This window comes from Curtobacterium sp. MCPF17_021 (assembly GCF_003234605.2).
In the GTDB taxonomy this organism is placed as follows: domain Bacteria; phylum Actinomycetota; class Actinomycetes; order Actinomycetales; family Microbacteriaceae; genus Curtobacterium; species Curtobacterium flaccumfaciens.
Genome location: NZ_CP126252.1, coordinates 191,115 through 204,625 on the forward strand (window position 1 = coordinate 191,115; position 13,511 = coordinate 204,625).

Annotated in this window: 13 protein-coding genes; 10 read left to right on the forward strand and 3 right to left on the reverse strand. The window is 70.6% G+C overall.

Going from position 1 to position 13,511, the window contains the following annotated elements:
• Positions 1-5 precede the first annotated feature (5 nt).
• The 8 genes from DEJ29_RS00905 (at position 6) to DEJ29_RS00940 (ending at position 6,829) form a co-directional block, all read left to right on the forward strand.
• Complete coding sequence (locus DEJ29_RS00905) at positions 6-527, forward strand: PH domain-containing protein (RefSeq protein ID WP_111096121.1); 522 nt, start codon at positions 6-8, stop codon at positions 525-527.
• A 9-nt stretch (positions 528-536) separates the two neighbouring features.
• The gene (locus DEJ29_RS00910; RefSeq protein ID WP_284173977.1) at positions 537-2,297 is read left to right on the forward strand and encodes a PH domain-containing protein; all 1,761 of its coding nucleotides are present in this window, start codon (positions 537-539) and stop codon (positions 2,295-2,297) included.
• Positions 2,294-2,986, forward strand: a complete 693-nt coding sequence (locus DEJ29_RS00915; protein WP_181436816.1) for a Rossmann-like and DUF2520 domain-containing protein — start codon at positions 2,294-2,296, stop codon at positions 2,984-2,986. The genes DEJ29_RS00910 and DEJ29_RS00915 overlap by 4 nt, the downstream gene beginning before the upstream one ends.
• A 253-nt stretch (positions 2,987-3,239) precedes the next feature.
• Positions 3,240-4,766 (forward strand): lysine--tRNA ligase, encoded by a 1,527-nt coding sequence (lysS, locus tag DEJ29_RS00920; RefSeq protein ID WP_111095850.1) that lies wholly within the window; start codon positions 3,240-3,242, stop codon positions 4,764-4,766.
• A 29-nt stretch (positions 4,767-4,795) separates the two neighbouring features.
• Entirely contained in the window at positions 4,796-4,999 is a 204-nt protein-coding gene (locus DEJ29_RS00925; RefSeq protein WP_071245264.1) for a hypothetical protein, read from the forward strand.
• 58 nt (positions 5,000-5,057) lie between these two features.
• Entirely contained in the window at positions 5,058-5,219 is a 162-nt protein-coding gene (locus DEJ29_RS00930; RefSeq protein WP_181436817.1) for a hypothetical protein, read from the forward strand.
• A gap of 63 nt (positions 5,220-5,282) precedes the next feature.
• Positions 5,283-5,417, forward strand: coding sequence for a hypothetical protein (locus DEJ29_RS00935; RefSeq protein WP_258320880.1), 135 nt, complete (start codon positions 5,283-5,285; stop codon positions 5,415-5,417).
• 353 nt (positions 5,418-5,770) lie between these two features.
• Positions 5,771-6,829 carry a sigma-70 family RNA polymerase sigma factor gene (locus tag DEJ29_RS00940; RefSeq protein WP_035809350.1) on the forward strand — a complete coding sequence of 353 codons (1,059 nt, stop codon included), beginning with the start codon at positions 5,771-5,773 and terminating at the stop codon, positions 6,827-6,829.
• A 194-nt stretch (positions 6,830-7,023) separates the two neighbouring features.
• Here the strand turns inward: DEJ29_RS00940 and DEJ29_RS00945 are convergent, their stop codons facing one another.
• On the reverse strand, positions 7,024-7,956 hold the full coding sequence (locus DEJ29_RS00945; RefSeq protein ID WP_071404515.1) for an NAD(+)/NADH kinase: 933 nt from the start codon (positions 7,954-7,956) through the stop codon (positions 7,024-7,026).
• A 70-nt stretch (positions 7,957-8,026) separates the two neighbouring features.
• On the opposite strand from DEJ29_RS00945, the gene DEJ29_RS00950 reads away from it, so the two are divergent.
• Positions 8,027-8,503 (forward strand): Clp protease N-terminal domain-containing protein, encoded by a 477-nt coding sequence (locus DEJ29_RS00950; RefSeq protein ID WP_181422596.1) that lies wholly within the window; start codon positions 8,027-8,029, stop codon positions 8,501-8,503.
• A gap of 224 nt (positions 8,504-8,727) precedes the next feature.
• Positions 8,728-11,247 carry an ATP-dependent Clp protease ATP-binding subunit gene (locus DEJ29_RS00955; protein ID WP_111095852.1) on the forward strand — a complete coding sequence of 840 codons (2,520 nt, stop codon included), beginning with the start codon at positions 8,728-8,730 and terminating at the stop codon, positions 11,245-11,247.
• 297 nt (positions 11,248-11,544) lie between these two features.
• Here DEJ29_RS00955 and DEJ29_RS00960 read toward each other — a convergent pair whose 3' ends face one another.
• Positions 11,545-12,564 carry an alpha/beta fold hydrolase gene (locus tag DEJ29_RS00960; RefSeq protein ID WP_111095853.1) on the reverse strand — a complete coding sequence of 340 codons (1,020 nt, stop codon included), beginning with the start codon at positions 12,562-12,564 and terminating at the stop codon, positions 11,545-11,547.
• Positions 12,561-13,511 (reverse strand): hypothetical protein, encoded by a 951-nt coding sequence (locus tag DEJ29_RS00965; RefSeq protein ID WP_111095854.1) that lies wholly within the window; start codon positions 13,509-13,511, stop codon positions 12,561-12,563. The genes DEJ29_RS00960 and DEJ29_RS00965 overlap by 4 nt, the downstream gene beginning before the upstream one ends.

The window sequence follows — 13,511 nt, forward strand, 5'->3', positions numbered from 1 at the left end:
CCGCGATGCCGCGTGAACGACTCGACGAGCCCGGCCTCGGCCTCGGTGGGATCGCCTGGCAGCGGGTGTCCGCGAAGCTCGTGTGGACCGAACTCATCACCACGCTCGTGATCGGTGTCGTGCTCACCGCGGGCTGCGTGCTCATCGGGATCGTCACCGACGGCTTCGGTTCCGGGGCCGGCACGGTCTGGCTCTCCATCGGCATCGTCGTCGCGGTCACCACGGCGATCACCGCGGCGCTCACGCCTCGACGGGTCCGGGCCATCGGCTACGCGCTCCGCGACGACGACCTGGTCGTGCGCCGTGGCCTCATGTGGCAGCGGTTCACGGCCGTGCCGTACGGCCGGATGCAGCTCGTCGACGTCGCCCGTGGGCCGCTCGACCGGGCGCTCGGCATGAGCGAGCTCAAGTTCGTGACCGCCGCGGCCGTGACGAACGTCCGGATCCCGGGTGTGCCGGCAGCGGACGCCGACGAACTGCGCGACCGCCTCGTCGAGCTCGCCGAGTCCCGTCGCGCCGGACTGTAGGGGTCGTCCGTGACCTTCCGACCGGGCACCCCGCCACCCGCTCCGCCCGCCCCGCCCACCCGGGGCAACGCGGCCGCCGCGGCGCCCCTGACCGACGGCGAGTGGCACCGCCTGCACCCGCTGACCCCGCTGCTCAAGGGCGGGATCTTCCTCATCGTCATCCTCGGCTACGTGCTGAACAGCCTGCGTGACCAGCTCGTCGAGTTCTTCATCCCGGGCGAGCAGCAGGAGGACGGTGACCCGGTCCGGTACGTGTACGAGCACGGCGTCGTCGGCTGGGTCCTGCTCGGCATCGTGGTGCTGCTCCTGGTGCTGATCGGGCTGTTCTACCTGTCCTGGCGCATGCACGAGTTCCGCGTCACCGGTGAGATCGTCGAGGTGCGCTCGGGCGTGCTGTTCCGGAACCACCGCAAGGCCCGGCTCGACCGGATCCAGGGCATCAACATCCAGCGGCCGCTCGTGCCCCGGGTGTTCGGCACCGCCAAGCTCGAGATCGCGCAGGCCGGCAACGACGCCAACGTGCAGCTCGCCTACCTCGGGGCCCGCGCCGCCGACGATCTGCGGCAGCGGATCCTGGTGCTCGCGTCCGGCGCGAAGGACGACGACGGCCACGGCGGTCCGTCGCGACAGTCGCACGGGGCACTGCAGGACCGCGTCGACGAGATGTTCTCGCCCGAGCTCGACCCGGCAGCCGTGCACGCGACCCGCATCGTCAAGGTGCGCCCCGGTCGGCTCATCGCGTCGATGCTGCTGTCCGGCACGACGCTGTTCCTGCTGCTCGTCATCGCCGGCATGATCGTCAGCGTCGCCCTCACCGGCGAGTTCGCGGTGCTGTTCGGGCTGTTCCCCGCCGTGCTCGGTGCCGGTGGCTACTACGTCCGCAAGTTCTCCCGTTCGCTGCAGTACACGATCGCCGAGACCCGCGACGGCATCCGGATCGGCTTCGGGCTGGTCTCGACGTCGAACGAGACGTTGCCGCCGGGGCGCATCCACGCCGTCAGCGTCGCGCAGCCGCTGCTGTGGCGTCCGTTCGGCTGGTGGGACATCCGCATCAACCGTGCGACGAGCGCCGGCAACGGGGCGTCGAGCAACCAGCAGGTGTCCTCGATCGTGCTGCCCGTGGGCACCACGGCGGACGTCCGCGAGGTCCTCGACATCATCCTGCCGGGGCTCGTCGGCACCGTCGTCGCCGGCCCCGAGGCCTCGCAGGAAGCCCTGCGCGAGGGGGCAGCCGAAGCCGTCGACGTCGTCGACGACAGCCTCACCACCTCGGGCGACCGCGGCGGCTTCGTGCACTCCCCACGCCGTGGCGCCTGGCTCCGTCCGTTCGCGTTCCGCCGCAACGGCTACCGGTTCGTGCAGGGTGCGGTGCTGCTGCGGCTCGGTGCCGTGTGGCGCTCGCTCGTCATCGTGCCGCTGCCCCGGGTGCAGAGCGTCAAGGTCGAGCAGGGTCCCCTCGAGCGTGCCCTGCGGCTCGCGGCCGTCCACGTCCACACCGTGGCCGGCCCGGTCTCGGCCCGCGTCGGCGCGCTCGACGCGCGGGACGCGCAGCGCCTGTGGGCGGAGACGACGCAGCGTGCCGTCGAGGCGGCCGCGGTCGACACGACCCACCGCTGGCGCGAACGGGAGGCCCGTCCCGCGGCCGCCGCGCACGCTGCGGCCGACACCGTGCCCGGGTCCGGAGCCCCTGCCGGGCAGGCGGCGGACCACCGGTCCGGCGCCGTCCCCGCCGGCTGGGACGACGTCCCGCCGACCGGAGCCGCACGATGAGGGCGGGGCGTCTCGGGGTCGGCATCGTCGGCGCCGGACGGGTCGGACCCGTCCTCGGAGCAGCCCTGGCGAACGCGGAGCACGCCGTCGTCGGGGTGACCGCCGTGTCCGACGAGGGCCGTGACCGCGCCGAGGCCATGCTGCCCGGCGCCCCGGTGCTCGCGACGCCCGACCTGGTCGAGCGGAGCGAACTCGTGCTGCTCGCGGTGCCGGACGACCAGCTCGCCTCGCTCGTGCAGGGGCTGGCGGACGCCGGGATCTGGCAGCCGGGGCAGCTCGTCGTGCACACCAGCCCGGACCACGGCGTCGGCATCCTCGCCCCGGCGATGGCGGCCGGTGCCATCCCGTTGGCGATCCACCCCGCGATGGCCTTCACGGGCACGAGCGTCGACCTGTCCCGGCTGCGCGACGCGTACTGCGCGGTGACCGCCCCGGCGCCCGTCCTGCCGATCGCGCAGGCGCTCGTGGTCGAGATGGGCGCCGAACCGTTCGTCGTGGCCGAGGGTGACCGGCCCGCCTACGCTGATGCGGTGCGGGCCGCCGTGAGCTTCTCGACCGCGATCGTCGACCAGTCGGCGGGCACCCTGTCCGGCATCGGCGTCGAACACCCGGGTCGTGTCCTCGGTGCGCTCGTCCGCTCCGCCGTCGACAACGCGTTGACCGCCGCCGACGGGCAGTCGGCGCTCTAGCGGTTCGGGGGCGGGACCGCGGCGCGGGGAGTCGGTCGGGGCCGGGCGCTCGAGAGGTCACGACTCCCCGCTCAGTTCGCCCGAGTGGTCACGACCTGTCGGTTGCGCGTGCTCAAGCCGACGGATCGTGACCGGTGGGCGTGGTGCGGGCGGGGAGTTGTGACCGCGCTCTCGGGCGAGCACGGTTCGGGGGCGGGACCGCGGCGCGGGTAGCATTTCCCCCGACCCCCACGACCATCGGAGCCGCACCCGCATGACCGACGAGACCGTCACCCCCGACACCGCGATCGCCGACGCCGCCGCACTGGCCGAGCAGGAGACCAGCGAGCAGCGACAGGTCCGGCTCGACAAGCGGGCGAAGCTGCTGGAGTCGGGCATCGAGGCGTACCCCGCCGAGCTCCCCATCACCACGACGATCCCGGCCGTGCGCGAGCAGTACGCGCACCTGGAGACCGGCGAGGAGACCCAGGACGTCGTGGGCATCGCGGGTCGTGTGGTGTTCTCGCGCAACACCGGCAAGCTCTGCTTCGCGTCCCTGCAGTCCGGCGACGGCTCGCGCATCCAGGCGATGGTCTCCCTGGCCGAGGTGGGGGACGAGTCCCTCGCCCGCTGGAAGGAGTTCGTCGACCTGGGCGACCACGTGTTCGTGCACGGCCGGGTGATCTCCTCGCGCCGCGGTGAGCTGTCGATCATGGTCGACGACTGGGCGATCGCCGCGAAGGCGATCCTGCCGCTGCCGAACCTGCACAACGAGCTCAACGAGGAGACGCGGGTCCGCCAGCGCTACCTCGACCTCATCGTCCGCGACGAGGCCCGAGCCACCGTGCGTGCCCGCGCTGCCGTGATGGCCTCGATCCGCCAGACCTTCACCGCGCACGAGTACCTCGAGGTCGAGACCCCGATGCTGCAGACCCAGCACGGCGGCGCCTCGGCTCGACCGTTCGTGACGCACTCGAACGCCTTCGACACCGAGCTGTTCCTGCGCATCGCACCCGAGCTGTTCCTGAAGCGTGCCGTCGTCGGTGGCATCGACCGGGTGTTCGAGATCAACCGCAACTTCCGGAACGAGGGCGCTGACTCGTCGCACTCGCCCGAGTTCGCGATGGTCGAGGCGTACCAGGCGTACGGCAACTACGAGCAGATGGCCGACCTGACGCAGGAGCTCGTGCAGAACGCGACCCGCGCGGTCACCGGTGGTGCGCTCGAGGTCACCCTGCCCGACGGCAGCACCTACGACCTGGGTGGCGAGTGGCCCCGCATCGACATGTACGGCTCGCTGTCCGAGGCCGCGGGGCGCGAGATCAGCCCGGAGACCCCGCTGTCCGAGCTGCAGACGCTCGCCGAGGCCGAGGGCGTCGAGGTCGCCCACGCCACGCACGGCAAGTACGTCGAGGAGCTCTGGGAGCACTTCGTCATCGACTCGCTCGACCGCCCGACCTTCGTGATGAACTTCCCGGTCGACACCTCGCCGCTCACCCGGCAGCACCGCACCCGTCCTGGCGTCGTCGAGAAGTGGGACCTGTACGTCCGCGGCTTCGAGCTGGGCACGGCGTACTCGGAGCTCGTCGACCCGGTCGTGCAGCGGGAGCGGTTCGTCGAGCAGGCGAAGCTCGCGGCCGGCGGTGACCTCGAGGCGATGCGCGTCGACGAGGACTTCCTGCGGGCCCTGGAGCACGCGATGCCCCCGTCGGGCGGCATGGGCATGGGGATCGACCGCCTGCTCATGGCCATCACGGGCCTGGGCATCCGCGAGACGATCCTGTTCCCGCTGGTCAAGTAGCTCCCGGTCCACCGGGGTACGATGCTCGGGTGCCTGAAGGAGTCGTAAGCGGGATCGTCTTCGCCCTGACGCCGACCATCGTCGTCGGCCTGATCTTCTGGTTCGTGATGCGCGCGATCATGCGTGCCGACCGGACCGAGCGTGCCGCGTACGCCAAGGTCGAGGCCGAGGAGCGCGCCCGCTTCGAGCGTGAGCACGGTCGCCCCGCGCCGGCTCCGACGTCGGCCGAGTAGCCGCCCGCCCACGATCCACTTCACCCCGTGTTCACCGCGCGGTGTGATCCTGTCGCGCATGCCCACCATCCCGGAGTCCGCCGCCGGCGTCGATGACCTCGACGACCTCGACGTGGAGGACGCCTTCGGGCACCCGGTGTCCGGAGCGTCCGTCTCGCCCGTCGGCAGCGACGACGGACCGCTCGACGACGAGGGCGACGTCGACGACCTCGACGTCTGAGCGCCGACGGACCGTCACGCACCGTTCACCTCGCCGACGCGTGCCGGGGTGAGCATCGTCCGCATGGCAACCACCGCACATCCCTTCACGGGCCGCAGCCTCGTCGGTGACATCGAGAGCGAGTACGACGAGTTCGACCGAGACGCAGACCTCGAGGTCTCCAAGCGCCGGGACGGGTGGCTCGAACCCTCCTGGTGACCCCCACCCATTCGGTATTCGGGGTACGACGACCAGATCGCACTGATCCGGTCGGACGTACCCCTTTTGCATGTCCGGAGTACGCAGTCGCCTGGGGTACACGATCGGAAACGCTGGTGAAACACGCCTGCAACGCCGGAAACACGGCGTTATCCGCTTGATCCAGGGCCGATTGGGGGACCAGACTGTCGGTGGGCTGTACCCCGCGGGGGACGCTTTCGATGATGAAGCACGGAGAACCCTGAGAATCGCTCCGAACGATTTGTGGGGTACACCTCCGGGCCGCTTTACTCATCAGCACCCCCCGGCAACGCCCCACGAAGCCATCACCGTCGAACGCAGGGAGAAACACCATGACGATCGCAACGGCTGCACCCAGCACCACCCGCCGCACCGCCACCAAGAAGGCATCGGCATCGAAGACCGCGACCGCCGAGTCCGCCACCACCTCCCTCGACACCGAGGTCGAGGCCGACGAGCAGCTCGCCGGTGTCCGCGGCGCCTCGGTCGACCAGGTCGGCGACTACCTCCGTCACATCGGCCGCCTCTCGCTCCTCACCGCCGAGGAAGAAGCGCAGATCGCACGCCGCATCGAGGTCGGGCTCTTCGCCGAAGAGAAGCTCGCCACCGAGAAGGGCCTCGCGAAGACCCTGCAGCGTGAACTCCGCTGGCTCGTCCGTGACGGTGAGCGCGCCAAGGAGCGCATGATCACCTCGAACCTCCGCCTCGTCGTGAGCATCGCCAAGCGGTACTCGCAGCGCGGCCTGCCCTTCATGGACGTCATCCAGGAAGGCAACCTCGGCCTGGTCCGTGCGGTCGAGAAGTTCGACTTCACGCAGGGCTACAAGTTCTCGACCTACGCCACCTGGTGGATCCGTCAGGCCATCTCCCGTGGTCTCGCCGACAAGGCGCGCACGATCCGCATCCCGGTGCACACCGTCGAGCTCATCAACAAGATCTCGCGCACCGAGCGTGACCTGACCGTCGACCTCGGCCGCGCGCCGATGCCGGAGGAAGTGGCCGCCGAGCTGAGCATGAGCGTCGAGGAACTCGTCGACCTCAAGGGCCGCTCGCACGAGCCGGTCTCGATCCACACCGTGGTCGGCGACTCCGACGACAGCGAACTCGGTGACTTCATCGAGGACGAGGACGCCGCGAGCCCGAACGAGCTCACCGAGACGACGCTGCTGCACCGCGACATCCGCTCCATCGTCGCCGAGCTGCCCAGCGACGAGGCGAACGTCATCCGCATGCGCTACGGCCTGGACGACGACAAGCCGATGACCCTCGACGAGATCTCGAAGATCGTGCACACGACCCGCCAGGCCGTCAGCCGAGTGGAGTCGCGCGCCAAGCTGCGTCTGTTCGCCAAGGCGGTCTCGCAGGACATGCAGCTGTACCTGACCGACTAGGTCAGTGGACTTCGGCCGGCACGTTCACCCGTGCCGGCGCGGGGAAACCGGGTCGTTCTGTGGGAAGACGATTCGGTGGGGTGATGGGACGGCCCGCTCGAGCACTGCTCGAGCGGGCCATTCACGTTCCCGGAGCCGGAGCCGGGGCCGGAGCCGGGGCCATAGCCATAGCCAGGGCCAGCCCCGGCGCGGCGTCAGTCGTCGATCTCGCGCCGGAGCTTCTGCCGCAGGTCACTCGGGATGAGCTCGACCAGCTGGTCGGGACGCACCGGCAGGTCGAGCAGGCTGAGCTTCACGCGTCCGGTGCGCCCGTGCCGCTCGGCGTCGAGGCGCACCACGCTCCCGGCGTCCTTCCGGAGCCGCATGTCGATCTGTGCCCCGGTGGCCACCTCGCCGACCACGAGCCCGTCCACCTCGAGCGCAGCGCTCCTGGTGCCCTCGGCGATGTCGAACCGGTAGCGCTCCCGCGCGGCGAGCACCACGGAGCGGTCGATCCCGGCCATCGGCGCGACCGGCGTCACCACCGAGCCGGACAGCGCGGGGGAGAGCACCGGCCCACCGGCGGCGTAGTTGTACGCGGTGGAGCCGGCCGGGGTCGCTGCCACGATGGCGTCGGCCCGGTAGTACCCGTACCCGAGGCCCCCGACGCTGAGGTCGGCCGACACCTGCCCGGAGCCCGGCCGTCGCACGATGGTCAGGTCGTTGAACGCCAGGTAGTCGGTGCGGGCACCACCCCAGGACAACCGGGCCTCGAGCGCGTGGTGCGGCTCGAGCTGGTACTCGCCGGCGGACAACCGCTCCAGCGCGCTCTCGAGCTCGGGCGGCTCGATCTCGACCAGGAACCCGACGTTGCCGTAGTTCACGCCGAGGACGGGCACCGGGCGCTTGGCCACGAGCCGCATCGCGCCGAGCATGGTGCCGTCGCCGCCGAGGGCCACGACCAGGTCGACGCGGTCCGTGAAGTCGTCGTCGTCGACCACGTCGACCCCGCCACCGATGCGCTGGGCGTCCGCACGCCGGGCGAGCAGCTCGCCCTGGCCGGACGCGTTCCAGCGCTGCAGGGTCGTCACGGACTCCTGCACGTTCTTGGTCGGGTGGACGACGAGGCCGACGACGGGCTGCTCCATGACCGGATCGTACCGAGCGGACCTCCCATGCGGGCTGTCTCTTCGCAGAGACATGCGATATTCTGAATACATGCAGACCGCTCAGCTCTCCGTCGCCCTCCCTTCCGTCCGGCACGGCCGCGAGATCGTGCTGCTCGCCGACCTCGAATCCCACGAGTCCGGCTTCGGCTTCGTCGACGCCGAACACCTGCTGCTGGCCGCCGTCACGCTCTGCGCCGGCATGCCCCGCTTCCGCCCCGTCCTCGACGCCCACCGGATCACCCCGGACACCGTCCGCTCCGGCATCCGCGCCTTCGTCGGTGCCCACACCACCTGCCCCGGCGAACACGACCGCGTCGCGTGCACGCCCGCCGCGATGCGCGTGCTCGCCCGCGCCGCGACGATCGCCGGCCGTTCGGAGCGCATCCGGCCACCGCACGTCGTCCTCGCCGTGCTCGACTCGGTCGACGATCCGCTCGCCGGTTCGGCGCACGACGTCCTCGACGCCCTGGGCGTCGACGCTCGCCGCTTCCGACGCGACCTGCGTCGCGCGGTGCGGCGCGCCTGACCCAGCGCGACCGACAAGCGGACTGGAGGCCCGTGGTGGCCCGGCCACGAGCCTCCAGTCCGTCTCGTCGTTCGCTCACTGCGCACAAGACGCACCCTGGTCACGCCCACGGCGAACAGGTGCAGCCCCCGGGGGGAGCGCTGGTTACTCTCGAAGTACTTGGCCGGACTCACACGAGACCGGCACAGCGTCGGCTCCGCTCATCAGGGGCCAAGGGAGAGCACATGTTCGAGAGATTCACCGACCGGGCCCGTCGTGTTGTCGTCCTCGCTCAAGAAGAAGCGAAGATGCTCAACCACAACTACATCGGCACCGAGCACATCCTCCTCGGCCTCATCCACGAGGGCGAGGGCGTCGCCGCCAAGGCGCTGGAGTCGCTGGGCATCTCGCTCGACGCCGTGCGCGAGCAGGTCCAGGACATCATCGGGCAGGGCCAGCAGCAGCCGACCGGGCACATCCCGTTCACGCCGCGCGCCAAGAAGGTGCTCGAGCTGTCCCTGCGCGAGGCGCTGCAGCTCGGCCACAACTACATCGGCACGGAGCACATCCTGCTCGGCCTGATCCGCGAGGGCGAGGGTGTCGCAGCCCAGGTCCTCGTGAAGCTCGGCGCCGACCTGAACCGGGTGCGCCAGCAGGTCATCCAGCTCCTGTCCGGCTACCAGGGCAAGGAAGCGGTCGCCGTCGGCGGCGAGCAGCAGCAGAACGCGCAGCAGGGTTCGCAGGTCCTCGACCAGTTCGGTCGGAACCTCACCCAGGCCGCGCGCGACGGCAAGCTCGACCCCGTCATCGGGCGCGAGAAGGAGATGGAGCGGGTCATGCAGATCCTCTCCCGCCGCTCCAAGAACAACCCCGTCCTGATCGGTGAGCCCGGCGTCGGCAAGACCGCCGTCGTCGAGGGCCTCGCCCAGGCGATCGTCAAGGGCGACGTGCCCGAGACGCTGAAGGACAAGCAGCTCTACTCGCTCGACCTCGGATCGCTCATCGCCGGGTCCCGCTACCGCGGTGACTTCGAGGAGCGCCTGAAGAAGGTCACGAAGGAGATCCGGACCCGCGGCGACATCATCGTCTTCATCGACGAGATCCACACGCTCGTCGGTGCCGGTGCAGCCGAGGGCGCGATCGACGCTGCCTCGATCCTCAAGCCGCTCCTCGCCCGCGGTGAGCTCCAGACCATCGGTGCCACCACGCTCGACGAGTACCGCAAGCACTTCGAGAAGGACGCCGCACTCGAGCGTCGCTTCCAGCCGGTGCAGGTCAACGAGCCGTCGCTGCCCCACGCGATCAACATCCTCAAGGGTCTGCGCGACAAGTACGAGGCGTTCCACAAGGTGTCCATCACCGACGGCGCGATCGTTGCCGCGGCGAACCTGGCGGACCGCTACGTGCAGGACCGCTTCCTGCCGGACAAGGCCATCGACCTGATCGACGAGGCCGGCGCTCGCCTGCGTCTGTCGATCCTGTCGGCGCCGCCGGAGCTCCGCGAGTTCGACGAGAAGATCTCGACGGTCCGCGGGTCGAAGGAAGCCGCCATCGAGGAGCAGGACTTCGAGAAGGCCGCGAGCCTGCGCGACGAGGAGAAGAAGCTCCTCGGCGAGCGTCTCCGCCTCGAGAAGCAGTGGCGTGCGGGTGACGTCGCCGCGTCCGGCACCGTCGACGAGGGCATCATCGCCGAGGTCCTGGCCCAGGCCACGGGCATCCCGGTGTTCAAGCTCACCGAAGAGGAGACCTCGCGTCTCGTCTTCATGGAGAAGGCGCTGCACGAGCGCGTCATCGGTCAGGAAGAGGCCATCTCGGCCCTGTCCAAGACCATCCGCCGGACACGTGCCGGCCTGAAGGACCCGAACCGTCCCTCCGGCTCGTTCATCTTCGCCGGGCCCACGGGCGTCGGGAAGACCGAGCTCGCCAAGGCCCTCGCCGAGTTCCTGTTCGACGACGAGGGTGCGCTGATCTCCCTCGACATGTCGGAGTTCGGTGAGAAGCACACCGTGTCCCGCCTGTTCGGTGCCCCTCCCGGGTTCGTCGGGTTCGAGGAGGGCGGCCAGCTCACCGAGAAGGTGCGCCGCAAGCCGTTCTCCGTGGTCCTGTTCGACGAGATCGAGAAGGCCCACCCGGACATCTTCAACTCGCTGCTGCAGGTGCTCGAGGAAGGCCGTCTCACCGACGGTCAGGGCCGCGTGGTCGACTTCAAGAACACCGTCATCATCATGACCACGAACCTCGGTTCGCAGGGCATCGCCGGTGGCCCGGTGGGCTTCCAGGTCGAGGGTGACTCGGCCGTCGGCTACGACCGCATGCGCGGCAAGGTCAACGAGGAGCTCAAGAAGCACTTCAAGCCCGAGTTCCTGAACCGTGTCGACGACACGATCGTGTTCCCGCAGCTGTCGCAGCCCGAGCTGCTGCAGATCGTGGACCTGTTCGTGAAGCGTCTGGCCGACCGCCTGCTCGACCGCGACATGACCGTCGAGCTCACGCTGCCGGCCAAGGAGCAGCTCATCAAGGTCGGGTTCGACCCGTCCCTCGGTGCACGGCCCCTGCGTCGCGCGATGCAGCACGAGGTCGAGGACCAGCTGTCCGAGCACATCCTGCAGGGTGAGCTCAACGCCGGTGACCACGTGAAGGTCGACTACGTCGACGGTGCGTTCCACTTCGAGACCGGGCGTCAGCCGGGCCGCGAAGAGGTCCTCGCCGGTGCAGCCGCGGTCGAGGCCGCGACCGACACGCCCCAGGGTGAGATCGAGTCCTAGGACCTGACACCCCACGGACAGGAGGCTCGGTGCCAGCTGGCACCGGGCCTCCTGTCCGTTCTCGGGTCGCGTTCAGAACCCGCATCGCCGATCTGCGCGTCCTTGCGGCCACGGACCCCCGTCCGGGGGTACTGTGATGACAACGCGCGAGACGTTCCCCCCAACTCCTCGCGCGTCGCGCTCGATCGGTTCCCCCCAACGGATCGAGACGCAGCCGGCCCCGGTCTGTTCGCAGACCGGGGCCGTTGCACGTTCGGGGACGGTGTCGGTCGTCCGTGCGGGCGGGCGCCCGTGGCGTCAGGCGGCGTCGGGCAGCTGTGCGGCGAAGTCGCGGACGGCGCGCTCCCAGCGCTCCGGGTCCTCGTTCCACTCGAGCGTGTGCGGTGCCGTGCGGAACGTGACCGTGGTGGCGCCCTGCTGCGCGGCGTCGGCGACGTCGTCGGCCGCGACAAGGGCGTCGGCCTCGGAGTGGATCAGCAGCGTCGGTGTCGACGAGTCCTGCCAGGTGGTCGTCGTGACGGGAGTCGGGGCCCCGGCGAGCCGCGACAGCACGTTCGTGGTCGCGATGCGGGCGGCGACGGTGCCGACGAACGCGGGCAGGTGCGCGCCCCGGACGGCTCCGCGGAGTGCCGAGGCGACGTCGAGCAGGGGCGAGACGGCCACGAGTCCGTCGACGTCGACGCGTGCGGCGGCGACGGAGCAGGCGAGCGCGCCGGCGGACCAGCCCTGCAGCACGACGCGCTGAGCACCACGGCCCCGGGCGGCGCGGACGGCGGCGACGATGCGGTCCGGTGCCCCGCCGTCGAGGGAGCGGAGCGGCAGGTCAGTGGTGTCGACGACCTCGGACGAGGCGCCGAGCGAACGCCAGACGCCGACACCGCGCAGGACCTGGCGCGGGCCGAGGGACTGGCCGTGCACGTGGACCACGTGGGTCGTGGCGGCCTCGGGCTCGGTGCCGGGGACGTCGTCCGGTCCGTCGTACCGCAGGGCGTCCCAGCCCCACGCACCGGTCGCCACGGGGGCGGTGACGCTGCGGTGGACGGTGTCACCGTCGCTGCGGGTCCCGGTCGCCGTGCTCGCGGTGGTGATCGCGCCGACCTGCACCCTGGTGTCGTCGCGCTGCAGGTCGTAGGTGCCCGGCAGGCGGGTGTCGCGGGTGGCGGTCAGCTCGACCTCGGTGTCCGTGGCGCTGCGGACCGTGGCGGTCGCCGAGTACGGCGTCGGGAACAGCAGCCGCCGTGCGACGAAGGCACCGAGTCCGAGCGTGCCGACCGCTCCTGCCGCGGTACCGAGTGCCGTGATGCGTGCGCCGGTCATGTGATCTCCCTGAGTCGTGCCGTGGTGAGCGTCGCAGCGGCCGGGACGTCCTGCCCGGCCTCGCGCGCGCGGTCTTCGATCTCGACGGACAGTCGGTGCTGCCGACTCCGCCACTGGCGACGCTGCCACACGATCGTGAAGTAGAGCCCGGTGTTGCCCGATGCCGTCTCGAGCCGCCGGAGCTCCGGTTCGAGCACGCGGAACCGGCGTCGGGCGGCCCGCCAGTCGCGGAACTCCCGTGCGGCGTCGGGCAGCACCCCGCCGGCCGCGCCGATGGCGAGCAGGACCATCGAGCCGAGGAACACCGGGGTGTAGAGCTTCGACAGGACCCCGACCGCACCGTCGGCGCCGGCGACGTGCACGGCGTCGAGGGCGATCGCGATGCCGGCGAGCAGCAGGAGGCCGGCGGCACCGACGACGAAGAGCCAGTACAGGCGGCCGAGCCCGTCACCGCTCCGGAACCCGCGCAGCACGGCGACGGCCGACCGGGCGATCACGATGGCGATGTAGGTCATCTCGACCGCCGAGTAGAGCGCGGTCGGCAGCTGGTCGCCGTAGGCCACCATGAACTGCGCCGTGGGGGTCGGTGCGTCGATGAAGCTGAACAGCACGACGAGGGCGACGAGCACGAGCACGCAGCCGATGATGCGGCTGGCGCGCAGGAGCTTGGCGGAGCGTGCGGCGGCCTCGACCGACTGCGCGAGGGCGAACATGCCGCACACCATCAGGCAGCGGCCGATCAGGTCGGCGATGTTCGGCACGTGCGTCACACCGGCGAGGAACGTCGTGACGTCGGGCTGGTTGATCGTGAGCCCGACGGCGACGCAGCTGCAGCAGACCATCAGCCAGGTGACGCTGGCCGACTGGGTGCGCACCAGGAGCAGCCGGGCGACCAGCACCGCCAGGATCAGCCAGACCGGGATCGACCCCCAGACGTGCAGCGTCAC